Origin of the sequence: Nostoc sp. (genome assembly GCF_036919495.1) — a bacterium.
Taxonomy (GTDB): domain Bacteria; phylum Cyanobacteriota; class Cyanobacteriia; order Cyanobacteriales; family Nostocaceae; genus Nostoc.
Genome location: NZ_JBALBZ010000170.1, coordinates 69,006 through 91,168, shown reverse-complemented (window position 1 = coordinate 91,168; position 22,163 = coordinate 69,006). Strand labels below are relative to the sequence as shown.

Sequence of the window (22,163 nt, the reverse complement as noted above, 5' to 3'; positions counted from 1 at the left end):
GCATGGGGTATTCGCAAAGGACAAATGACAAATGACAAAGGACAAATGACCCATGACCAATGAAAAAACTTTGCGATCGCTCCTCGAAGCGGTTGCCAATGGTAAAGTTACGCCAGATACCGCATTAGACTCACTCAAAGACTTAACTTATGAATCTGTGGGTGAGTTTGCCAAAATCGACCATCATCGCCAGCTAAGAACTGGTTTCCCAGAGGTGATTTGGGGCCCTGGTAAGACTCCCGACCAAATTGCTCAAATTATCGAGGTGATGCGCCTCCGCAACCCGGTAGTGATGGCAACCCGTATTGAACCAGCAGTTTATACCACACTACAAGCAAAAGTTAGCGGTTTGCGATATTACGAATCGGCGCGAATTTGTGCGATCGCTCCCCCTACCATCGAACCACAATTTGCAGGTGAAATTGGCATTCTTTCTGCTGGTACTGCCGATTTACCCATTGCTGAAGAAGCTGCTGTCACTGCTGAACTTTCTGGTTTCCGGGTACAGCGCCTCTGGGATGTTGGCGTTGCGGGGATTCACCGCTTATTAAGTAACCGCCACCTGATTGAGTCGGCATCAGTGTTGATTGTTGTAGCGGGGATGGAAGGCGCTTTACCCAGCGTTGTTGCTGGTTTAGCTAGTTGTCCTGTGATTGCCGTACCCACCAGCATCGGTTATGGTGCAAGTTTTGGTGGATTAGCACCTTTATTGACAATGCTTAACTCTTGTGCAGCGGGAGTAGGCGTAGTAAATATCGATAATGGTTTTGGTGCAGCAGTTTTGGCGGGGCAAATTTTGCGGACTGCCGAGAAATTGCGGTTGGCATCGGCTGGATCTTGAGTTAAGACATTGAGGTTATATGCAATATTTCAGTAAATATTAGGAATTTATCTAAAAAATAAACTGATGCTGAAATTTGCCACCTCCAACCTCTTAATCAGCAAATATGAGCTATTACAGCGATTTGATATCTCGGTTATATTGGCATTTGCCTGTAAATTTGACAGCCCTACTAGCACAAACAATTACCGATCCAGACTTGATGGGTCAGGTTGAAAAATCTTGGCGTCACTTTATACAAACAGGTCAAGTATGGGCATTGTTGATTGGTTTAGTCATTGGCTATATGATTCGGAATCTAACTAGCTACGGTTAAAGAAATTTTAGATTTTGGATTTTAGATTTTAGATTAATCTAAAATCCAAAATTGATGCCCCTCCCCTCATAATATTTATGACCAAAGAAGAAACTTGGAGCCAGAGGTTTGAATCAGCGTTGCATCCAGCGATCGCTCGTTTTAATGCCAGTATAGGTTTTGATATTGAATTAATCGAATATGACCTGACTGGTTCTCAAGCCCATGTCAAAATGCTTGCTCACACGGGCATTATCTCCCCAGAAGAAGGAGAGCAACTGGTTGCAGGTTTAGAACAAATTCGCCAAGAGTACCGCCAGGGTCAATTTCAGCCTGGTGTTGATGCTGAAGATGTACATTTTGCAGTTGAACGGCGACTAACAGAAATTGTTGGCGATGTCGGTAAAAAGGTGCATACAGCGCGATCGCGTAATGACCAAGTTGGTACAGATACTAGACTTTACCTGCGCGACCAAATCCAACAAATTAAAGGGGAATTGCGAGAATTTCAAGGGGTTTTACTGGATATAGCTGAAAAGCACGTTGAAACTCTGATTCCTGGCTATACCCACCTACAACGCGCCCAACCCCTGAGTTTGGCTCATCACCTCTTGGCATACTTTCAAATGGCGCAACGCGACTGGGAACGTTTAGGAGACGTTTCTCGCCGGGTGAATATCTCACCTTTAGGATGCGGTGCTTTAGCGGGAACAACTTTCCCCATTGACCGCCACTACACAGCTAAACTCTTGAATTTTGACGATATTTATGCTAATAGCCTCGATGGAGTGAGCGATCGCGATTTTGCGATCGAATTCTTGTGTGCTGCTAGCTTGATTATGGTTCACCTCAGCCGCCTTGCAGAAGAAGTCATTCTTTGGTCATCAGAAGAATTCCGCTTTGTTACCCTCAAAGATAGCTGTGCCACTGGTTCCAGTATCATGCCCCAAAAGAAAAACCCTGATGTACCAGAACTCGTGCGAGGGAAAACAGGACGTGTATTTGGTCATCTCCAGGCGATGTTGGTGATTATGAAAGGGTTACCTCTGGCGTATAACAAAGACCTGCAAGAAGATAAAGAAGGTTTATTTGATAGCGTCAATACAATCAAAGCCTCTCTCGAAGCAATGACGATTTTGCTCAGAGAAGGTTTGGAATTTCGTACCCAACGGTTAGCAGAAGCTGTGGCGGAAGATTTTTCTAACGCTACCGATGTAGCAGATTATCTGGCAGCACGGGGCGTTCCTTTCCGGGAAGCTTACAATCTCGTGGGTAAGGTGGTAAAAACTAGTATTGCCGCAGGCAAACTCCTAAAAGATTTGAAATTGGAAGAGTGGCAAGAACTACATCCGGCATTTGCAGCAGATATTTATGAGGCGATATCCCCCCGTCAAGTTGTGGCAGCCCGAAACAGTTACGGTGGTACTGGCTTTGTACAGGTTCGCAAAGCACTCATCGCTGCCCGCGCTCAACTAGCTCAATAGAGGGAGTGAGGGAGAAGTCAATTCAAAATTCAAAATGACGCTCTCTACGAGACGCTGCGCGAACGCGGACTCGCTAACGCTGCGCTAACAAAATTCAAAATTAAAGAACTTCTCCCTCCTGCCTCCTCTTTCCCAATTCCTAAAAATAAATAAGGGCGTACAAGTGTGCGCCCTTAAAGATAAATAATCTAAATAACAAGGATCTAAGCAGACAGCTTATTCAGTGTCAGCTGCTGCTGCTCCTTCTTCTTCTTCACTCTTTGGTGGTCTTTGTTGGAACCTTCTCTGCATTCTTCCTGTAGTAGTCCGTTTACGGAACTTTCTGGCATACGCCTGGTTCCGTAGCGCCTTTTCTTTTTTCGGGTTACGGCGCTTGGCCATGTTCACCTCATTAATAAACAACAAAAAAGTAGCAACTAGGCATCACGTAGGCAATATCAGTTACCAATGTTATTGATATACTTGTAGCCTAGTGCAGCAATAAATACGCTTTAAACAGTATACTAGTCTACCGCATTCAACCTAGCTCTGTCAATAATAATTTAGAATTATCCCCACCAGTTAGACGAAAAGCCCGGAATACAATTATGCCTGACTTTTGGGAGAAGGGGAGACGCTGCGCGTAGCTTACTTCCCCGCAGGGGTACAACGTTCTTAACCCGCACAACCCACTGGCTCCTTTTAACTTCCGCTTTACAGTATTAGTTGTTGTTCTTAGAAGAAACTAATCAATATTATTAATTATTAAGAATTAGGTGACGATCTAAAACCGCGCTTAATTGTCTCTTCTAAATTTTGGATTCAAACTTATCATTCAGATTATTTTTTTAACGTGTGCAGAAAAATATTGGTGATAGTTAGTTTGGGCAAGGCTAATGTTAGTTTTAAACTGAAAACTTTCTGATTAAACAAACCTTATGTATATATGAATACAGTGCTTCTCTGGAAACTTGATGTTAGAATCAATAATATTCTACGTAAATCGTGAGAATGAAATCTCAACCCGCAAACATTTTTGTATAAAACAAAACTCAATAAAAATTTAATTAGTTGAGTTTATGTAAGTGGTAGAGAGCTATATAATACAATACAAAAATTTTGAAGATTGAACGTTATTGCTTTTTTTCCGGCAGCTGTCCAGTCCACACGTAGCTTATGGCGTATTGGACAAACAGTATTGGGTATTATATTTCGTCATCCCATTACTAGCACTAGTATCATCCCAATTTTACCCGATGGTAGGATTGTACTGATCCGGCGGCGTGATGATGGTCTTTGGTCATTGCCTGGAGGGATTGTGGATTGGGGAGAAGATATTCCCAATACAGTCCGCCGGGAATTGATGGAGGAAACTGGGCTAGAATTGGTGAAAATTAATCGTTTAGTAGGAGTTTACTCTGCACCAGACCGCGATCCCAGAATCCATTCAATTTGTGTTGTGGTTGAAGCCGAGGTACATGGGACAATGGAAATTCAAGATACTTTGGAAGTCATGGAAATTCAAGCTTTCTCTCCCAATTTGCTACCTTCAGGACAGATGTCTCACGACCATACTCGACAGTTGCAAGACTACTTGAATGGCTTGACAACACTGGCATAACAATATTTTTTTCATTAGTCATTTGTCATTTGCCGCCTAAGTATATGATCTAAGGAAGCTTCTCTAAGAGATAAATTCGCGTTCGGCTCACACTTCTGTGTTTGTAATTTATCTAAAACTAATTACTAATGACCAATGACCAATGACTAATGACTAATGACTATTTATTATGGTGCTAAAAGTTAACTACTAAATTAAAATGAATACACTATTCCGTAACTCGCGGATAAAGCTCTCTCAAGGGCTAATATTTTGGCGTGAAGTCGGTGAAAAAACTCCTATAATTTTTTTACATGGTGCTTGGAATGAGAGCAGTCAATGGTTATCTGTGATGGAGTCCCTTGCACAAGATTTCCATTGCTTTGCACTTGATTTGTTAGGGTTTGGTGAATCAGAAAATCCGAATATCCACCATTCGATAGATTTACAAGTAGAGTGTTTGGCTGAGTTTTTGCAAGCTGTCAAGCTAGAAAAAGTCTATTTAGTAGGGCATTCTCTTGGGGGTTGGATTGCTGCTAGCTATGCTTTAAAGTATCCACAGAAAGTTGATGGTGTGGTACTACTAGCACCAGAGGGCGTAGAGATAGCAGGACAAGAAGAGTATTACCACAAGATGCGGCGATTATTGAATTATCCACCACTAGTAGTTAAATTTTTGCGATCGCTAACTCCTTTCACTAAAATCTTGGCTTGGTATGAAAAAATTGCCCAGGATTTGCAATTACATCAGGAATTGTTGCGTTACCCCCTAGCTTGTCAGTTACTTTTCAAACGGCGACAAGCAGAAATTGAAGCGGAATTAGTGCAAAAGCGGCTTTATATGATAGATGTGCCGGTTTTTATTTTACAAGGTGGCCAAGATACACCAGATGCTTTGGCTAAAAGTCGGGTTTATGCTCAACTGATACCGAAAGTCGAGTTGAAAATGATTGCCCATGCCGGAAATGACTTACCAGAATCTTGTGGTGGGGTAGTGGCGATGGAGATTCGGGATTTTATTAAAGGAAATTAGTAATTATTAGGAAAGTGGGTTCATAAAACTTATATCTAGGACTTACGCACTGTACAAATGAATCATGGTATGTATTTACTAAAATAGGTTGTTTCAGGCTTTTATTAATCATTGTTTAGTGGTCAAACAGACGCGCACTGTAGGGGTTTAGCACTGCTAAACCCCTACGACATATGTTGTTTTTTTTATAACACATATTTGCTATTTTCTGTCAATGCGTAAGTTCTATATCTATAAAAAAACGTTTATTTATATTAATTAAATAAACGTCAGGGTCATTATCTCAGTGTTAATGCTGCTTCTTTGTGAAGCTGCATTTACCCCCCGGCTACGCCGTCCCCCCTTGTGAAGGGGGGACTGGTTATGTGCATCTTCATACAGAATTGGTATAAGGCTTCTAAGCCCTAATATCAAACTAAATTTCTACTCCTTTTGAGTATCCTGATAAGCGTATATTTACTTAATAATTAAAAATAAGTGTTTACTGAATTAGCTAACGAAACTTTATAAAACTAATCTAAAGAAAAAGCTAATAAATGTTGTTTCTATAACTTTTGGAGCAAAAAACCATTACTATGCAAGATGCGACAATTAACTTAATATTCGGTTTTCGGTGTTGTTTAATAAAAGCTTAGTTTTGATTCTTTGGTGCTGCGAAATACTTAATTGGGTCAGTTGCCTTAATCACCCATTACTATTTCCCGCATTCCCAAAAAAATTAAATTTTTTTCCACAATTAAAGATACTGCAATTTTAGGATATAAAGCTTTTAGATAGGTTATTAATAAAGTGCGATCGCCCCCTTTAATCGCAATCTTCCCATTAGGAAATAATTCTAACCACGCTTCAATAAAATCTTTAATTCCAGCTAATATTGTATAAATAACTCCACTTTGAATAGCTTCTGTAGTATTCAGAGCAAAGCGTGCTGGTAGAGACGAAAAATTTTGCATTTCTACTAATGGTAATTGTCCTGTTTTTTGACCGAGAGTTGCAAATTGCAAACCTAATCCCGGCAAAATTGCACCTCCAACTAGATACTGATTAGCATCCGCAGCCGTAAAAGTTAGCGCTGTCCCAGCATCAATCACCAACATTGGAAAACCCCACGTTTTTCCCGCACCCCATAAAGCTAAAGCGCGGTCAATTCCTAATGTGGGATACACACCTCTTAGCGGTATTTGGTCTAATGTAATAACGTGAGTATTTGGGTAAGTTTGCCAAATAGCAGTTTGACTGGGAACTACAGAGGCGACGAGGAGAGGGCAGACGGGCAGAGTGTTTGTTAGAAATTCACCTTGTGGAAAAATTTTCTCTAGTAAATCATTCAGGGTTTGACATTCAGTCAGTTGTTGTATAACAGACTCAGGAAGATAGTCACTATCCCAAGCTGAGGAAAGCGTCTCGCCAACAAACAATGCCCAATGTAGCCGAGAGTTGCCAATTTCCAAAGCTAGCCAAATATTATCTGTGTGTTCTGGGTGCTTATGCGGTTTCACACTTTTAACTTTTTTAAGTCAGTTATAGGTTTTTTAATAAAAATTAACATTCATCCCGTGTCACAATAAACCTAGAGGAACAAATACTCATTGTGTTAAGGAGGGGAGTTATGGTAGCGCTCACCGAAAAAACTGAAAAACGGCTCACCATACAGACTGTGGAAATCGCTCAAGAGACGACGGCTATTCGCTCTTTGGATTGGGATCGCGATCGCTTCGATATTGAGTTTGGTCTGCAAAATGGTACCACCTATAACTCGTTTCTCATCCGTGGGGAGCAGACTGCCTTAGTTGATACCTCTCACGAAAAGTTTCGTCAACTATACTTCGATACGCTCACCGGACTAATCAAGCCAACAGATATTGATTATTTGATTATCAGCCACACCGAGCCAGACCATAGCGGTTTAGTTAAAGATTTGCTGCAAATGGCTCCAGAAATAACCGTTGTTGGTTCTAAAGTGGCGATTCAGTTTCTTGAAGATTTCGTACATCAGCCATTTAAACGGCGGATTGTGAAAAATGGCGATCGCTTAGATTTGGGCAATGGTCATGAATTTGAATTCGTGATTGCTCCAAATTTACACTGGCCGGATACCATTTTCAGCTTCGACCACAAAACCAAAACTCTCTATACCTGCGATGCCTTTGGGCTGCACTATTGCTCAGATAGCACCTTTGATGAAGACTTGGCGGCTATCGAAGAAGACTTTCATTACTACTACGATTGCTTGATGGGGCCGAATGCTCGGTCAGTTTTATCTGCCCTGAAACGTATGGGTGAACTGAAAACCATCGATATGATTGCCACAGGACACGGGCCATTATTATCCCATAATGTTGAGGAGCTAGTTGGACGTTACCGCAGTTGGAGCCAAACGCAAGCCAAGCCAGAAACAGTGATTGGGATATTTTACGTTTCCGAATACGGTTATAGCGATCGCCTCGTGCAAGCAATTGCCAACGGTATCGGCAAAACTGGTGTCGCTGTGGAAATTGTCGATTTGGGATCTGAAGTCGATTTACAAGAGCTGCGGGAACTAGTTAGCCGTTGTGCTGGGCTAATCGTTGGTTTACCTCCGGCTTCTGGCGCTAGGAGCATCCAAGCTGCACTCAGCACAGTTTTAGGATCTGCCAAAGAAAAGCAAGCTATCGGCGTATTTGAAACCGGCGGTGGCGATGATGAGCCGATAGATCCCTTGGTGAGTAAATTCCGAAATTTAGGTTTGACAACGGTTTTTCCAGCAATTCGGATTAAACAAACACCTACAGAAAATACCTACAAGCTGTGTGAAGAAGCGGGAACTGACTTAGCTCAATGGGTAACACGCGATCGCAGTATCAAAGCCATGAAATCCCTTGGTGCTGACTTAGATAAAGCATTAGGTAGAATTAGCGGCGGATTGTACATCATTACTGCTAAAAAAGGCGATGTATCCAGTGCCATGTTAGCCTCCTGGGTTGCTCAAGCTAGCTTCAAACCATTGGGATTTTCCATTGCAGTAGCCAAAGATCGGGCAATTGAATCACTCATGCAAGTAGGCGATCGCTTTGTTCTCAACATCTTAGAAGAAGGCAATTTCCAACCACTAATGAAGCATTTCTTGAAACGGTTCGCCCCTGGTGCCGATCGCTTTGAAGGAGTGAGAACCCAGCCAGCCGAAAATGGTGCCCCCATTCTCAACGATGCCCTCGCCTACATGGAGTGCGAAGTTATCAGTAGAATGGATTGTGGCGACCATTGGGCAGTATACAGCACCGTCTACGCCGGACGAGTATCTAAGCCAGATGCTTTAACTGCTGTGCATCACCGCAAAGTTGGTAATCATTATTAAAGAAGGTACTGGGGACTAGGGATGGGGATTAGGTATCAGGAATTAGATATTGGAGATTGAATATTAAGTATTGAGAATAACTTTCCCAGCCCCCAGTCCCCAATCTCCAATTCCCAATCCCCTATTCCCCAATAAAGCGATGTCAAAAAATAAACCCCGTGATGTTCAAGTTTATCCAATAGCTACAGATACAAGAATACTGCGATCGCGCAGTTGGTCTAGGCTCAGGTTTGAAATTGAATACGCTCTTGCTAAGGGTACAACTGCTAATTCTTATTTAATCGAAAGCGAGAAAACTGCCATAATTGACCCTCCAGGGGAAACGTTTACGGAAATTTATTTAAAAGCGTTGCAGCAGCGTTTCCATCTCGAAGACTTAGATTATATAATTTTGGGACACATCAACCCCAACCGCGCTGCAACTTTAAAAGCTTTGTTGAAAATTGCCCCGCAAATCACTTTTGTTTGTTCTAATCCAGGGGCGATAAATTTACGTGGGGCGCTGGAAAATCCAGATTTGCAAATTCTTGTGATGCGGGGAGAAGAAACCCTAGATTTAGGCAATGGGCATAATTTACAATTTATTCCCACCCCCAATCCCCGGTATGCAGATCAACTTTGCACCTACGATCCGCAAACGGAAATTCTGTACTCAGATAAGTTATTTGGGGCGCATGTTTGTGGAGATCAGGTTTTTGATGAAGGGTGGGAAATATATAACGAAGATCGGCGCTATTATTTTGATTGCCTCATGGCTCCCCACGCCCGTCAAGTTGAAACAGCGCTGGAGAAATTAGCTGATTTTCCCGTGAGAATGTATGCCACCGGACACGGGCCTTTGGTACGCTATGGCTTAATCGACCTGACTAAAGCTTATCGAGAATGGAGTCAACAGCAAACTTCTGCTGACTTGACAGTAGCGTTGATTTATGCATCAGCTTATGGGAATACAGCCACATTAGCCCAAGCGATCGCTCGCGGGATTACAAAAGCTGGTGTCGCTGTAGAATCGATTAACTGCGAATTTACTGAACCAGAAGAAATCCGGGCGGCTGTAGAGAAAGCCGGTGGTTTCATCATCGGTTCTCCTACCCTTGGCGGTCATGCACCCACACCCGTGCAAACAGCTTTAGGAATTGTCCTCTCCACCGCTACTAACAATAAACTCGCTGGTGTTTTTGGTTCTTTTGGCTGGAGTGGGGAAGCGGTTGATTTAATCGAGGGTAAGTTGAAAGATGCTGGCTATCGGTTTGGTTTTGACACCATCCGCGTAAAATTCAAACCCGACGATGCCACCTTACAATTGTGTGAAGAAGCTGGAACCGACTTTGCCCAAGCTTTGAAGAAAGCTAGAAAAGTGCGTCCTGCGCTTCGCAGCAGCGCTTCGCTATCGCCAAGCCAACCTGCAACAACTGTAGAACAAGCAGTTGGTCGGATTGTCGGTTCTCTTTGTGTTCTCACAGCAAAAGAAGGCGATCGCTCTAGTGCCATGTTAGCTTCTTGGGTATCTCAAGCTAGCTTTAGTCCCCCTGGCTTAACCATAGCCGTCGCTAAAGACCGCGCAGTAGAAACACTGACGCATACAGGAAACAAATTTGTCCTGAATATTCTTAAAGAAGGCAATCATTTGGGATTAATGAAACACTTCCTCAAACCCTTCGGCCCAGGACAAGACCGATTTGCTGATGTCGCCGCCCAAGAAGCTGAAAACGGTTCTCCTATACTTACAAATGCCCTAGCATATCTTGAATGTTCCGTACAGAACCGGATGGAATCTGGCGACCATTGGCTAGTTTATGCCACTGTCGAGAATGGCAAATTGTTAGATACTGATGGCGTTACAGCCGTGCATCATCGCAAATCGGCAACTCATTATTAATTGCGAATACATAAAGGAAGCCACTGCGCTGGGCGGTCTTCTATGAGGCGATCGCATGATGCTGCTTGGATAAAATTGTCACGATATTGGGAAGCACAAACGGCTAAAATTTGAGATAGAGGTATTTTCTATTTATTCTGAATAATTTAATGCTCTCTGTTAGAAATTATTGCCATGACGTTACGTGAACTTGAAGATCAAGCACTGAGATTATCTGCCAACGCTCCTCGGCAGTTAATTAATACATTAATGCGATCGCTCCAACCGAAACTTCAGCCAACGTCAAAGCCGAAGGGTTTAGCTGCAAGTTTAATCAGAATTGCGAAGACTGATACGCTGTCACCTACAGATCAAGAAGTGAAAGCCATGCTAGATGAGCGATTGGTGCAAAAGTATCTGTAATGCGAGTTTTATTTTATACGAACGTTCTGCTGGATGCTTTGCTAGCGCGTGAACCTTTTGTGGCAGATGCTGCTTTTATTGCTGGAGACGATTGAATCGGGGCAAGTTGAAGGATTTATGTGGACAACAACGGTTACGGATATGCATTATTTGTTTGCACATGCTCAATGGAAGATGATCTTTCATCAGGGCATTCTGATTGGAGAATCGCAGAAGTGAGGGAGCATCCAAATGCAAGCAAATTCACCAAAATCCTTACTTGTCATTCTATTGAGTACTATTCACAAATAAAGTTTTGCATAAAAAAGGCTCAAGCATTACTGCCTGAGCCTTTTCTAGATTCAACTAAATGACTTTCGCCTACTCAGTTTAGTAGCGACCACCGCCACCGCCACGGTTGTAGCCGCCGCCACCACCGCCACGATTACCACCACCACCACCGAAGGAACCACCTCGGTCTTCTCTGGGCTTGGCCTTATTCACTTTAAGGTCACGACCCAACCATTCAGCACCATCAAGGGCTTCAATGGCTTTGGTTTCTTCATCTTCTGAACTCATTTCCACGAAAGCAAAGCCGCGTAAACGACCTGTTTCACGGTCAGTAGGTAACTGAACACGCTTTACAGCACCATATTCTGCAAATACAGCACTCAGCGCATCTTGTGTAACTTCATAGGAGAGGTTACCAACGTAAATTGACATTAAATGTCTCCAAAATCATAAGTTTGTAGAGATTTAGATTTCGGAGAGAAGTCTGTAATACCAAAAGGGAAAAGCCTGTCAATACTAAAAACAAACACTGTCGCCGAATTAATTCTCATTTCACTTCCCATGATGACATAGCAACTAACTTTCTGGGGGAAATTTTCAAAACTGTTATAAAAAGTTATATAGCAGTCCGCTTTGATTTTTGAAAGTATTTGTGTGGTGCGCGTTCGCAAAGCGTCTCCGACAGGAGAAGCGTTTCGCAGATAAGCGCAGCGCAAGCGCTATAGACAGGGAGTGGGGAGTAGGGAGAAAGCTAATCTATTCTCTTTTCTAAATATTGCCCAATCATCAACTGCTCACCAGCACGAGAGATGATCGTCTGTCTGGTGCGGTATTTGCTGCCAATTAGCTTTAACTCTTCCTCAAACACTGAACCGTTGTATTCAGTTCGCAAACACAGTGTTTTTGGGTTGGAGAAATAATACTGGGCGGTGACTGGTTTGGATATGGCAAAACCGCGATCGCGATACAAAATGTTTCCCATCACCCCAAATATTGTTGAACCTTGCGATTCTTTCTTTGTCTTTAGGACATCTGTACTTTCCCATACAACTGCTGCACCACAGATTAAACTACCTGCATCAGACAAATCATGCATATGAGCTAGCTTTTGCAATTCATCACAGCCCTGCTCTAGAAAATTGATCGTAACTATACTCTCAATCTCCTTAGTTTCTCCCGTCGGTAGGGTGTAGTAGCGTCGTTGCGATCGCCACTTACCTGCTGATTCCTGGAAAAATTCGGAAATCTGGGATTCATCAGTGGTTTGTACGATTCTGAGCAATGATGTCACGCCTTACCTTCCTCACCTAATGCAAATATATTTCTGGCAAAAAACTTCATTTTTGCTGTTGTTGTTATGGTATTTATCGCCCTGTTCTTGCCATATTAAGCAAGGGGGTAAGAAAAATAGTGTTTTCCATTACATTATAAACCTAAAAAAGCAATAAATGTTTAATATTCTTAATAAAATAAATTATTATAAGTAATTATACTTAATTAAGGCAAAATAAAAGTGATGAATATGGAAAAACAAGGGTAATTATTTTAATACTGCCCATGTTAAGATGTGGGGCAAAAAGTTTCATATCTTTAGAAAAAACCCAGGTTTCTCCTATAGGTAGATTTCAGAAAACTAACAAATATTTATACTTTGTTTATAATTTATTAGCTGCAAGAAGATTTTCTACCTCTGCGTAAGAAGTAGAGCGGTGAGAAGTTTTGGATTTTTATGGGAAAACAGTAATTTCTGATACAGAAAGTTACTGTAAGACAGCTTACAAATTCTCGCCGTTTTTCGTTAATGAAATCTCTCAAAATTAATTACTTGGTAAAACACGGCTGTTTAACCCCAAAAGCTCCCCAATAAGAGAAAAATAAATGATTTTGGATATGAATAAGCCGCACAAACAGGTGAAAATGACAGATCCGGTAGCCGCCAACCAGCTCATTAATATCCAGTTAAATTCAGTTGTGAAGACTGAGGTAGCTATGCCTGGGGCGGGCTACGCCTACGCAGATTTAAAGAGTAGACTTCTTGCAAACAGCACTAGTGCAACAGGTAGAAAAGCTAAAGGAAAAAATTATTTACTTTCCTCCATCTCTGTAAGAAGTTTATTAATTTCTTGTTTGCTAGGTATAGGACTGCTGACAGCAAGTTGCGGCTCGTCGCCCAAAGAATCAGCAGATGCACAATCTCAGAGTCCTGCTAGTAAAGAACGCGGTGGTGCAACGCCTGTAGATGTGGCGATCGCTCGAACTGATTCGCTGCAAACACAACCAGAATATACAGGTAATACAACACCTTTTCGGATTGTATCAGTGCGATCGCAAGTGGAAGCCCGGTTGTTGGCTTTGAACCTTGATGTGGGAGATACGGTTAAGCTTGGGCAAAACGTCGGGCAGTTAGATGATGCCATACTTTCGACCCAATTAAAGCAAGCAGAAGCAGAATTAGCAGCCCTCAAATCAGAAGTAGCTAGAGCAACCAATCAAGTAAGCAATGCCCGTGCAGACGTTGAACGGGCGCGGTTAGAAGTGGTACAAGCCCAGGCAGACTCAGAACGGCAGCAGAGGTTGTTTAAAGCTGGAGCGATCGCAGAACAAACTGCCCAGCAGGCGCGTACCCAGGCAAAAACAGCCGCCCAAGCACTCCGGGCAGCTCAAGAACAAGTTCGTACAGAACAGCAAGCCGTCGCTGCCGCCCAAGGTAGAGTATTGGCCCAGCAGGCATTGGTTGCTCAAACCAAAGAGCGCAGTTCTTACGCTCAACTGACATCCCCCATCGCTGGCATAGTCACAGAAAAGGTGACAGAACCGGGAAATCTTCTGCAAGCAGGTAGCGAAGTTTTGAAAATTGGCGACTTTAACCGTGTCAAAGTCGTCGTCCAAATTTCCGAATTAGAACTGGCACAAATTCAAGTTGGGCAGTCTGTACAAGTCCGTTTAGATGCCTTCCCCAAAGAAGCATTAATTGGCAGAGTTACGCGCATTTCCCCCGCTGCCGACGCCACAGCTCGCTTGATACCTGTAGAAGTAGTGATTCCCAACACTCAAGGTAAGATTGGCAGCGGACTACTGGCGCGAGTCAACTTTCAAAACCAGACTCAACAACGGGTAGTAGTACTGCAAACAGCTATTCAAAAACAAGCAGGGGCAGCAAAGGCAGCACAGAAAGAGCAAGAAAAATCATCGGGGACACTATTTGTGGTCAAAGACACAGATGGTAATACGAAAGTAGCGACGCGTGCTGTCACATTAGGACAAAAGGCTGATGGCAAAGTGGAAATTTTATCCGGCTTACAAGCAGGAGAGCGCTATGTTGTTCGTAGTGGTAAGCCGTTAAAAGAAGGTGACACTGTGAGTCTTTCAATTCTTTCAGAAAAGCAATAGTAGGGTGAGCAATAACCACCATACCAATGAAAAAAGTACTCAGTAGTCAGCACTTAGCACTTATCACTTAGTATCATGCAACAAGCAAACAATAATAATGGCAATGGCGGATTTAGTCTTAGTGCGATCGCTATCCGCCAACACATTGGCACACTCATGCTCACCGTGGCAGTAATTGTCATTGGGGTATTTTTTCTCACAACGATTCAAGTCGATCTGCTACCCTCAATTACCTATCCACGAGTTAGTGTCCGGCTAGAAGCCCCTGGTATTTCACCAGAAGTAGCAGTAGATGAAATCACCAGACCCTTAGAAGAAACTTTAGCTGCAACCGAGAATGTAGTCCAAATTTTTTCCCGCACCCGTGAGGGACAGGTGAACCTGGATTTATACTTCCAACCAGGGGGCGATATTGATCAAGCCCTAAACGATGCTACTGCTGCTTTTAACCGAGGCCGAGGACAACTGCCAGATACGATAGAGGAGCCGCGCTTATTTAAAGTCGATCCTTCTCAATTGCCGGTTTATGAATTGGCACTGACATCTGCCTCGTTGCCAGGTAAAGATTTACGCGTATTTGCTGATGAAGAGTTAACCCGTGAACTCAGTGTTGTGCCGGGAGTCGCTTCAGTCGATGTATCTGGTGCTGCTGAGGAAGAAGTACGAGTACTTGTTGACTTGAACCGATTGCAAGCTTTAGGCGTGGGGTTAAATGATGTCTTAGCTGAATTAACAGCCCGTAACCAAGATACTTCTGGTGGTCGGATTCTAGGGCAAACTTCCGAGCCATTGACTCGGACTGTAGGACGTTTCCAAAATGCCAGGGAAATTGAAAACCTCTCTGTAGAAGTTTCCTCCCCCTCATCCTCCTCACCCCTTCCCCGCCGCGTCTACTTGCGAGACTTTGCTGAGGTAATTGATGATACAGAAGACCAGCGAGTATTTGTTTACCTCAACCGTCAGCCGGCGGTGAAATTTTCAATTCAAAAGCAGCCTGAAGCCAACACAATCACAGTTGTAGATGCTGTGAAGCGGCGAATTGAACAATTACGGCAATCGGGTTTAATTCCAGCAGACATGACTTTGAGTCCCACCACAGATGAATCTGTTTTTATTCGCAATTCTTTAAATGATGTCATCTTTTCAGGGATTTCTGGAGCATTGTTAGCAGCAGCAGCAGTGTTGTTATTTTTGGGATCATTCAGGCAAACATTGATTATCAGTTTAACGATTCCGTTGTGTACTCTAGCAGCGATCGCTCTGATGAAAATCTTTGGCTTGACTTTGAATGTATTCAGTTTGGCAGGTCTGACATTAGGAGTCGGTCAAGCAATTGATACATCCGTTGTGATTTTGGAGAACATTTCTGAAAAAGCGGGGATGACTCCCAATCAAAAAGAGATGGAGGCAGAGGGGGAGAAGAAAAATTCAAAATTCTTTATTGACAGTGCTATTAATGCTTCCCAAGAAGTAGAATCTGCTTTAGTTGCTGCTACAGGTGCTAACTTAGTTTCTGTAGTACCATTCCTGTTAATTGGCGGCTTTATTGCACTGCTATTTAATGAACTGATTCTGACAATTAGCTTCGCAGTCGCAGCCTCCCTTGTCGTCGCAATCACAGTAGTGCCGATGCTGTCTTCTCGACTTTTGGGAATTCGCTGGTCTAGTCGGATTAGTGAATTTTGGCTGCTTAGACAGTTTAATCACCGATTTGAAGATGCTACGCGGGGATACAGTAACTTCTTAACCAAGGTTTTACGCCATCGGCTCCTCGTCGTTATCGCTGCTTTGGTAATTTTAGGCGGTAGCAGCTTCTTTATGTTTGGTCAAATTCCCCAAGAAATTTTACCCCGCATCAGTACTGGTCAAGCTAACTTGAGAGCGCAGTTTCCTCCTGGTACACCTTTAGCAACTTCTGAGAAAGTTATGCAAATTGTCGATGACATTTTGCTCAAACAACCAGAAACCCAGTCTGCTTTCACAACTGTGGGTGGTTCTTTGTTTGGTAGCAATACTACAGAGAATCCTTTACGTGCCAGCAGCACTATCAATCTAAAACCAGGCACAGATATCGAAGCTTTCGTCAAAAAAGTAACTCAGGAATTTAACAAACTCAACTTAGCAGGAATTCTGCTACGCCTCAATCCTGGTCAGGTGCGGGGTTTAATCTTGAGTAATTCTCCAGTGCAAGGGTCAGACGTTGACGTGATTCTGCAAGGTGAGAATGAAGAAAACTTAACGCAAGCAGGCGCACAAGTGCTGCAAGCATTGCAAGAAAGGGCAAAATTAGCGACATTCCGACCAGATGCCGACCCCCGACAACCAGAAATACAAATTCGCCCCGACTGGGAACGGGTTTCAGCTTTAGGGTTGAGCGCTCAAGAAATTGGTGCAACAGTTCAAACAGCAATTGAAGGTTCAGTTCCCACGCAAATTCAACGCGGTAATCGTTTAGTTGATGTGCGGGTGCAGCTAAATAAGGAAGCAATTGCGCGTCCTTCCCAGCTAGAACAATTACCGCTATTTACAGAAAGTAATCAAATAATCCGGCTTTCAGATGTTGCGAATATTCAAGAAGGTCAACCTCCTGGTGAGGTGCAACGGATTAATCAGCGCCAAGCTTTTATTGTGGCAGGTAATCTCACCGAGGGAGCTAGTCTTGGTGAAGCGATCGCAGAAGTCAACGAGGTACTCCAAGATGTAGACTTACCTGATGGCGTTTCGATTGTGCCTAGTTCTGCCCAAGAAACTAATCAGCAACTTCAGGATGCTTTAAAAACTTTGGGAGCGTTGGCAACGTTCTTAATCTTTGTAGTCATGGCGGTGCAATACAATTCCCTGATTGATCCATTGGTAATTATGTTCACCGTACCACTGGCGTTAGCTGGGGGAATTTTTGGACTTTACATTACCCAAACTGCAATTGGCGCAACTGTAATTGTTGGTGTCGTCTTGCTGGTGGGAATTGTGGTAAACGCAGGGATTCTAATGGTAGAACTGGCAAACCAAATTCGGGATGAAGTTGGTTGTAGTCGCCAAATTGCGATCGTGAAAGCTGCTCCTCAACGCTTGCGCCCAATTATCATGACCACAGTCACCACTATCTTGGGACTGTTTCCTTTGGCATTGGGGATTGGCGAAGGTTCTGAGTTTTTGCAGCCTTTAGGGATTGTAGTTTTCTTTGGGATGGCGATCGCAACAATGCTGACATTGTTTATCATCCCCTGTTTTTATATTCTGCTACACGATTTGCTAGGTGGGAATTGGGCAAAGCCAGTATTAATTTGGTTGCGTGGATTTACGAAAAAATTGATTTGAATCCCTGATAGAGATTAAATTTTTTAACACGTTCTACGCTGGAATTTAAATTAACGTGATTTGCCAACGAAAAAACTTGTTGGTAGATCGCGTTAAACTCAGCTTTTTTCAAATTCACATATTGTCTAATCTGTCAACGCATAAGTTATAAATTAGATTTTTTATAAAGATTAGGTAAAATTACTAGTTATTTTGATAAAGCATTACAAGAATTGTTTTATAAATCAACCTATGAGTAAATATAAACTCACTGAGTAGGTATACATTAACCGCTATTTATCTAGCAGTTAGATAGCGGTTCAAAAGTGAGCTTTTGCTGTTTGATTTAACCCACGCGGTATAGTATTCTCTCAATCAATATAAAGAGGACAGAAATATGACTACAATAGCAACCAAAATAGCCTTATCTGTTCTAGGAGCAGCAGGAATTAGTTTATTGTCTTTGACACCAGCGAGAGCCTTCATTTTGGTAGAACCTATTGTGACAACTCAAAATGAAGACATACTCGAAACGAAAAAGCCAAGAACTCTTGGGCCAGAATATCAGCCAGGGCAAGTAATAGAATTTGGTGTCTCAGATGTAGCTAATAACTTTCTAAATGATACTGGATACGATATAAAAAGCTTGGTCTTTGATTTAAAAACGCTTGCCTATAGTAATCCAGATTCTACTCCTGCATTTAATAATGAGCAGGTGCAGTGGGGAGATGTTAATGGAGATGGGAAAATTGGTTACTCTAATAACCCCGATCTAAAGGATATTTTTTCAGACATTACTATAAAAGATAACATCATCACTTTTAGTGGTGGCGTAATCCCAAAGGGAACCCTGTTTTACAATCCATTCGCTACCAACCCCAATGTATCGCCAGGTGCTGGAATCATTCCACCAGTGCCAGCAGAGCAACTGGATAAAGATGGGCCAATCAGAGTGGCTAGTTATTACACTGCTGTTCCTGAATCAACTAATGTTTTGGGTGTACTAGTATTTGGCGCTTTAGGTGTAGCTTTAAAAGTAAAGCGATCGCTACACTCTTAACGCTCTGACTGTGTAATTAATTCACGATACACCGCTAGTGTTTCCTGATGGACGCGGGCAACACTCAGCCGCTCTAGGTTGTGATTTGCCCGGTGTTTCCATTCGTGCAACATATCAGCATTACTCAGTAATTGCACTAAAACTCCAGCCAAAGCATTACTATTTTTTGCTGGCACCAAAAGTCCTGCTTCCCCATTGTCCAAAGCTTCAGGAATCCCGTCTACTTGAGTGCCAACGATCGCAGTTCCCGCTTCCCTAGCTTCCGAAAGTACCAATGGGCAAGGATCGCGGTGGGAAGCTAGCACAAATATGTCACAAGATATCAAATAGCGTTGAGGTTCCGCCTGGAAGCCTTCAAAATGAATGCGTTCTTTTACAGAAGTTGCTTCTGCCTGTGCCTCAAATAGCTGTTTATCAGGGCCATTTCCTACCAAATAAAGATGCGCTTGGGGAAAATCTGAGGCAATTTGTTCAAAGGCAGCAATTAACTCAGCGATTCCCTTGCGTTGATACATCCCGGCTACAGTTGCGATCGCTGGACGTTGTAATGGTAAAGGTTGATAATCTTGTATTTGTCGCGTGCGGGGGCTGCCCAAAGTTCCATTGCATACTACCCGCAACTTGTTTTCGGAAATACCGCGCTGTGCCATAGAATCTCGTACAGCCTTACTAACGGCAATTACCCTGTCAGCTAAACCCATCAACAAACTAGAACGCTGAAATTCATTGTGGACTGTGGAAACTAAAGCATATTTATGACCTTTAAAAATGCGGGCTAGGATAACTCCCGTCATCATGTGGGCGTGAACAATATCCGGCTGAAATTCTGCTGCGATCGCCAGGTAACGCCCAGCTGCTTTAATAATACTTATCGGTTTCCTGGTTTGGTCTAGTTGGTAGTGTTTGACACCAAATATATTTAGTAATTTCTCATATTCACCACCAGCCGAAATAACCGCTACCTCATGACCAGATTTAGCCTGTAAACAAGCCAGATCCACAGCCACATTCACAATCCCGTTACCTATTTCTTGAACGTGGTTCAAAATATGGATGATTCGCATAATTTTTGAGAGATGTATAAAAATTTAAGACAATTAACGAGTGTTAATTAACACAATTACTGAGGCATTTACCGACAACTTAAAAGTAGTCAGTAGAGCGTAAAATTAACCACTTGCTACTCACTAATAGCGCTTATAACCAGTTACTTAGCTTAAAGACTTATTCAGTAACGGCTCGATAAATCTGGGTAAAACTCCAAAATTCTGATGTCTTAACAAAAGCAGCAACGGGAGCATCCCATCTTGAAAGGGCTAGTTCTGCCAAGATGATGCGGCGAAATTAATGAATGATTCTCAGGTTGCGGGGGTGGGGTTATGAAGAATTTTCAGGAAGTTAGACTTTTTCCTGCTCTGGCTCTTGTTGAATGCCTACAAATTCTCTTCTTAAATCGTCGTCAGACGGTCTTGTGCGAAATTCCTCGTGGGTGTATATCCACAACAGATAAACAACGCGCTTTGCCTCGTTAACCACATACATGAAGCGACATTTCTTTGCCGAATCTGCTCAAACTCATGAGTAAAAATCACGATCGCAGTGGACACCGCTACACTCTCCCAATTTACTGCTATTCCTGGACAACAACAGAGTTAAATAACTTTCTGACTTTTACAAACTGTATTTAGAATTTTACTTACCGGGTGTTGACACCCTACATTTTCATTCTATGACAATAGATACTCGCTGTCTTCCGCAATTAGACGAAAGCGGATGTTTGATTATTTCTGTTACAGAAGCAATCGAAGCGCGATCGGCTTGTTTTACAATTGGATAGCTAGCTATCCAATCAAGTCGAGCCTTCCAAGCAAAGTGATCGCTCCACTTATTGAAGAATTTTTCACAAAGCTAAAGCTTTACCTGCTTCAATATATATTAGTATTTGAGATAATAAAAATAGACATCTCTGGCAGGCACGCTTATGACCGAGCTTTACGGAGGAATTGACCCTAGAGACATTCCGACCTACTCCATTAGTGATGCCGCTCGTTACTTACACATTCCAGCAGGCACAATTCGCTCTTGGACAGTTGGGCGGCACTATAAAATCACAAAGGGTTCCAACTTCTTCAAACCCCTGATTCCAATTCGCGATCTCAAGCCAAAACTTCTCTCATTTACTAACCTAATTGAAGTTCATGTTCTAAGAGCGATTCGCAAACACCACGAAATTGACTTGGACAAGGTACGAGACGCCCTTGATTTCATTGAGGAGGAGTTTCAATTATCCCGCCCCTTAGCAGGTGAGCGCTTTCGTACTGATGGCGTTGACCTCTTCATTGAGCGATATGGCTCTCTCGTTAATGCCTCTAAACGCGGGCAAACGGAAATGAAAGACGCTTTGAATGCCCATCTTGAACGGATTGAACCTGATGACACTGGGCTTGCAATTAAACTTTATCCCTTTACTCGCTCTCACGAGGAAGACAATCCTCGATTCGTTGTCATGGACTCCCGAATCGCTTTCGGTCGCCTTGTTATTGCTGGGACAGGGATTGCTACCCGCGTGTTAGCAGAACGCTATCAAGCAGGTGACTCAATTGACTATCTTGCCGATGATTACGACTGCGATCGCCTCGCAATTGAAGAAGCTATTCGTTGCGAGAAGTTCGTTGCTGCATGAGACAACCCCAGTCCATCACTTTTTTTATAGATCGATGCTTATGTTCCAAAGTCATTATATCGGCACTTAAGGGTGCAGGACTTACTATTGAAGTTCATCATGACCACTTTGACCATAATGCTCAAGATGTAGCTTGGTTGCCAGAAGTTGGCAAAAGAGACTGGGTTGTTCTGACCAAAGATAGCAGAATTATTAATAACTGTTTAGAAAGAATTGCTGTTGCAAGCGCTCAAGTCAAGTTGCTTGTGTTTGCTTCCCAAAATATCACAGGGGAAGACATGGTAGAAATTTTTTTAAAAGCGATCGGACCGATGCAAAGATTTGTTCACAAGCATCCCGCCCCCTTCATCGCTAAAATCTATGGGGACGGAAAGGTTTCTATGTGGAAAGATGACCAAACGCTAACAGAAGAATTGAAGCGGTTTTTATAAAACCATCGTTGCGATAGCTGTCAAGAGCAATCAGCTTTGCTTCGGTGAATAGCGAGCTTAAAAAACGGAACAGTGATTGAAGAACGCTGTTCCGTTTTTTATCTTCCCCATGAAGCGATCATCTCACACCCTACCCAAAAACTTTTCAGCTTTGACAACGTTTCAATTTCAACTCTCAATTAGTC

19 protein-coding genes are annotated in these 22,163 nt (G+C 42.8%); 13 read left to right on the top strand and 6 right to left on the bottom strand.

Annotated features, from left to right (window positions below; genetic code table 11):
- Positions 1–52: 52 nt before the first annotated feature.
- The 3 genes from larB to argH all read left to right on the top strand — a co-directional run bounded on the left by larB (position 53) and on the right by argH (position 2,620).
- Positions 53–841 (top strand): nickel pincer cofactor biosynthesis protein LarB, encoded by a 789-nt coding sequence (larB, locus tag V7K25_RS24240; RefSeq protein WP_335161329.1) that lies wholly within the window; start codon positions 53–55, stop codon positions 839–841.
- Between the two features lie 106 nt (positions 842–947).
- Entirely contained in the window at positions 948–1,157 is a 210-nt protein-coding gene (locus V7K25_RS24235; protein WP_100898669.1) for a hypothetical protein, read from the top strand.
- A gap of 77 nt (positions 1,158–1,234) precedes the next feature.
- On the top strand, positions 1,235–2,620 hold the full coding sequence (gene argH, locus V7K25_RS24230) for an argininosuccinate lyase (protein WP_335161325.1): 1,386 nt from the start codon (positions 1,235–1,237) through the stop codon (positions 2,618–2,620).
- 216 nt (positions 2,621–2,836) lie between these two features.
- Here argH and V7K25_RS24225 read toward each other — a convergent pair whose 3' ends face one another.
- Positions 2,837–3,001, bottom strand: a complete 165-nt coding sequence (locus V7K25_RS24225) for a hypothetical protein (RefSeq protein ID WP_167407613.1) — start codon at positions 2,999–3,001, stop codon at positions 2,837–2,839.
- 724 nt (positions 3,002–3,725) lie between these two features.
- Between V7K25_RS24225 and V7K25_RS24220 the strand changes: the two genes are divergently transcribed.
- Together V7K25_RS24220 and V7K25_RS24215 are read left to right on the top strand one after the other, a co-directional pair.
- Positions 3,726–4,220: an NUDIX hydrolase gene (locus V7K25_RS24220; RefSeq protein ID WP_335161323.1), complete on the top strand. Its 495-nt coding sequence runs from the start codon at positions 3,726–3,728 to the stop codon at positions 4,218–4,220.
- A gap of 199 nt (positions 4,221–4,419) precedes the next feature.
- On the top strand, positions 4,420–5,232 hold the full coding sequence (locus V7K25_RS24215) for an alpha/beta fold hydrolase (RefSeq protein ID WP_335161321.1): 813 nt from the start codon (positions 4,420–4,422) through the stop codon (positions 5,230–5,232).
- Between the two features lie 680 nt (positions 5,233–5,912).
- Here the strand turns inward: V7K25_RS24215 and V7K25_RS24210 are convergent.
- A complete protein-coding gene (locus V7K25_RS24210) occupies positions 5,913–6,731 on the bottom strand; it encodes a pantothenate kinase (RefSeq protein WP_335161319.1) in 819 nt (272 codons plus the stop codon).
- Positions 6,732–6,841: 110 nt separating this feature from the next.
- Here V7K25_RS24210 and V7K25_RS24205 point away from each other — a divergent pair, with 110 nt between their 5' ends.
- The 3 genes from V7K25_RS24205 to V7K25_RS24195 all read left to right on the top strand — a co-directional run bounded on the left by V7K25_RS24205 (position 6,842) and on the right by V7K25_RS24195 (position 10,847).
- Positions 6,842–8,566, top strand: coding sequence for a diflavin flavoprotein (locus tag V7K25_RS24205; protein ID WP_335161317.1), 1,725 nt, complete (start codon positions 6,842–6,844; stop codon positions 8,564–8,566).
- A gap of 139 nt (positions 8,567–8,705) precedes the next feature.
- Complete coding sequence (locus V7K25_RS24200) at positions 8,706–10,445, top strand: diflavin flavoprotein (RefSeq protein WP_335161315.1); 1,740 nt, start codon at positions 8,706–8,708, stop codon at positions 10,443–10,445.
- A 174-nt stretch (positions 10,446–10,619) separates the two neighbouring features.
- Positions 10,620–10,847: a hypothetical protein gene (locus V7K25_RS24195; protein ID WP_335161313.1), complete on the top strand. Its 228-nt coding sequence runs from the start codon at positions 10,620–10,622 to the stop codon at positions 10,845–10,847.
- 369 nt (positions 10,848–11,216) lie between these two features.
- On the opposite strand, the gene V7K25_RS24190 is transcribed toward V7K25_RS24195, so the two are convergent.
- The gene (locus V7K25_RS24190) at positions 11,217–11,549 is read right to left on the bottom strand and encodes an RNA recognition motif domain-containing protein (RefSeq protein ID WP_335161311.1); all 333 of its coding nucleotides are present in this window, start codon (positions 11,547–11,549) and stop codon (positions 11,217–11,219) included.
- A gap of 319 nt (positions 11,550–11,868) precedes the next feature.
- Positions 11,869–12,408 carry a phycobiliprotein lyase gene (locus tag V7K25_RS24185; RefSeq protein WP_335161309.1) on the bottom strand — a complete coding sequence of 180 codons (540 nt, stop codon included), beginning with the start codon at positions 12,406–12,408 and terminating at the stop codon, positions 11,869–11,871.
- Positions 12,409–12,995: 587 nt separating this feature from the next.
- Here V7K25_RS24185 and V7K25_RS24180 point away from each other — a divergent pair.
- The 3 genes from V7K25_RS24180 to V7K25_RS24170 all read left to right on the top strand — a co-directional run bounded on the left by V7K25_RS24180 (position 12,996) and on the right by V7K25_RS24170 (position 18,864).
- The gene (locus tag V7K25_RS24180; protein ID WP_335161308.1) at positions 12,996–14,507 is read left to right on the top strand and encodes an efflux RND transporter periplasmic adaptor subunit; all 1,512 of its coding nucleotides are present in this window, start codon (positions 12,996–12,998) and stop codon (positions 14,505–14,507) included.
- Between the two features lie 75 nt (positions 14,508–14,582).
- Entirely contained in the window at positions 14,583–17,825 is a 3,243-nt protein-coding gene (locus V7K25_RS24175; protein ID WP_335161306.1) for an efflux RND transporter permease subunit, read from the top strand.
- 376 nt (positions 17,826–18,201) lie between these two features.
- Complete coding sequence (locus V7K25_RS24170; protein WP_335161304.1) at positions 18,202–18,864, top strand: hypothetical protein; 663 nt, start codon at positions 18,202–18,204, stop codon at positions 18,862–18,864.
- Here V7K25_RS24170 and V7K25_RS24165 read toward each other — a convergent pair.
- The gene (locus tag V7K25_RS24165) at positions 18,861–19,928 is read right to left on the bottom strand and encodes a glycosyltransferase family 4 protein (protein WP_335161302.1); all 1,068 of its coding nucleotides are present in this window, start codon (positions 19,926–19,928) and stop codon (positions 18,861–18,863) included. The genes V7K25_RS24170 and V7K25_RS24165 overlap by 4 nt on opposite strands.
- 334 nt (positions 19,929–20,262) lie before the next feature.
- Positions 20,263–20,406, bottom strand: coding sequence for a hypothetical protein (locus V7K25_RS24160; protein ID WP_335161300.1), 144 nt, complete (start codon positions 20,404–20,406; stop codon positions 20,263–20,265).
- Between the two features lie 439 nt (positions 20,407–20,845).
- Here V7K25_RS24160 and V7K25_RS24155 point away from each other — a divergent pair, with 439 nt between their 5' ends.
- Positions 20,846–21,547, top strand: a complete 702-nt coding sequence (locus V7K25_RS24155; protein WP_335161298.1) for a DUF433 domain-containing protein — start codon at positions 20,846–20,848, stop codon at positions 21,545–21,547.
- Positions 21,544–21,978, top strand: coding sequence for a hypothetical protein (locus V7K25_RS24150; RefSeq protein WP_335161296.1), 435 nt, complete (start codon positions 21,544–21,546; stop codon positions 21,976–21,978). The genes V7K25_RS24155 and V7K25_RS24150 overlap by 4 nt, the downstream gene beginning before the upstream one ends.
- Positions 21,979–22,163 lie beyond the last annotated feature (185 nt).